Raw genomic sequence first — 2123 nt, forward strand, 5'->3', positions numbered from 1 at the left:
CCCCCACAAGCGACAAGACCCCCGACCTCTCGGCCAAGGAGCAGCACGAGGTCGAAAAGAGCCAGCCGCCGCGCGCGGCCGTTCTGCATGAAATCATCCGCACTCAGGGCGATCAGGAACTGGAGCGCAGCATTGCCGCGCTGTGGTGGTCGGCGCTGGCGGCAGGGTTGACCATGGGCCTGTCGCTGATGGGCATGGGATTGCTCAATTCGCGCCTGCCGGACGGCGACGAATTCAAGGTGATCGCCAGTTTCGGCTACTGCGCCGGTTTCCTCGCGGTCATCCTCGCGCGCCAGCAACTGTTCACCGAAAACACCCTGACCGCCGTGCTGCCGGTGATGACCAGGCCGACGCTGAAGAATTTCCTGCGCCTGATCCGTCTGTGGACAGTGGTATTGGTCGGCAACCTCTGCGGGACGATTCTGGTGGCGTACGTGATGCTGGAACTGCCGATTTTCGACAGCAAAACCGACGTCGCCTTCCTCGAAATCGGCCGCAAGGTCATGGAGCACAGCGCCAGTCAGATGTTCGCCAAGGGCATCGTCTCCGGCTGGATGATCGCCACCATGGTCTGGATGATCCCGTCCATGGAGAGCGCGAAGATGTGGATCATCATCCTCATCACCTACTTCATGGCACTGGGCGATTTCACCCACATCGTCGTCGGATCGGCGGAAGTGTCCTATCTGGTGTTTGCCGGAGAGTTGCCGTGGAGTGATTTCTGGGCGGTGTTCGCTGCGCCGACGCTGGCAGGAAATATCATCGGCGGCAGCTTTATCTTCGCGCTGATCAGCCATGCGCAGATTCGCAGTGAAAGCGGTGCGCCGAAGGAATCTGCGGATCAGGCTGTTGAGCCCGATCCGCAGTCGATCAAGAAATGATCAGTGGTGGGCTGGCTCAGGCACGCTGGCCGGCTCATTACGCGTCGCGTGCTTGACCAGTTTGCCGATGGTCAGGCCCTGCAGCAGGATCGACGACAGCACCACGATGTAGGTGATGCTCAGCAGCAGATCGCGTTCCGGGCCCAGCGGCAGGGCCAGCGCCAGTGCCACCGACACACCACCGCGCAAACCGCCCCAGGTGAGGATGCGGATGGTGCCAGCCGGCACTGAGCGCCAGCGACGCAGCAGCAGGATCGCCGGCGCCACGGTAAGCAGGCGCGACAGCAGAATCGCCACCGCCAGCAGACCTGCAGCGGCCATGTGCAGCCAGTTGAACGGCAGCAGCAACAACTCCATGCCGATCAGCGCAAACAGCAGCGCGTTGAGCATGTCATCGAGCAACTCCCAGAAACCGTCCAGATAGCGACGGGTCATGTCGTTCATCGCCAGATTGCGCCCGAGGTTACCGATGATCAGCCCGGCGACCACCATCGCAATCGGCGCCGAGACGTGCAGTTCGGTGGACATCGCCGAACCGCCGATCACCAGGGCCAGGGTCAGCATCACGGTAATCTGGTGCTGCTCGACGCTTTTGATCATGCGATAGACCAGATAACCGATCAGCCCGCCGAACAACACACCACCAATCGCTTCGTGGACGAAGAGCATGGCCGTGGCGCTGACGGTCGGGGTTTCGCCCAGTTGCGCGATGCCCAGCAGCACAGTGAAGACCACCACCGCCGTGCCGTCGTTGAACAGTGATTCGCCGACGATGGTGGTTTTCAGTGGTTTCGAAGCGTTGGCGGTACGCAACACGCCGAGCACGGCAATCGGGTCGGTCGGAGAGATCAGCGCGCCGAACAACAGGCAGTAGAGGAAACTCACGTGCCAGCCGAACAGGGCAAAAATGTAGAAGGCGAGGCTGCCGATCACCACGGTGGCGATCAACACGCCGAAGGTCGCCAACAGGCCGATCGGCCAACGGTAGCTGCGCAAGTCATTCAAGTTGACGTGCAGGGCGCCGGCGAACAGCAGGAACGAGAGCATCCAGTTCATCAGCAGATCGCCGAAGTCGATCTGGCCGATCAGTTGTTGCACGCGGTCTTCCAGACCGGGGAAGCCGAGGACGCTGAGGCCTTGCAGGAGCAGTGAGAACAGCAGGGCGGTAACCATCACGCCGATGGTCGGCGGCAGGCCGATAAAGCGGAAATTGACGAAGGTCAGGAGGGTGGTGAGGCAGAT

At 61.5% G+C, this 2123-nt stretch carries 2 protein-coding genes; one reads left to right on the forward strand and one right to left on the reverse strand.

What is annotated here, in order from left to right:
- A partial coding sequence (locus tag D6877_RS18045; RefSeq protein ID WP_130911653.1) for a formate/nitrite transporter family protein occupies positions 1–881 on the forward strand: 881 nt, incomplete at its 5' end.
- On the opposite strand, the gene D6877_RS18050 is transcribed toward D6877_RS18045, so the two are convergent.
- A partial coding sequence (locus tag D6877_RS18050) for a sodium:proton antiporter (protein WP_130911675.1) occupies positions 882–2123 on the reverse strand: 1242 nt, incomplete at its 5' end.

The organism is Pseudomonas sp. Sample_9 (assembly GCF_004307535.1).
GTDB classification, from domain to species: domain Bacteria; phylum Pseudomonadota; class Gammaproteobacteria; order Pseudomonadales; family Pseudomonadaceae; genus Aquipseudomonas; species Aquipseudomonas mercuritolerans.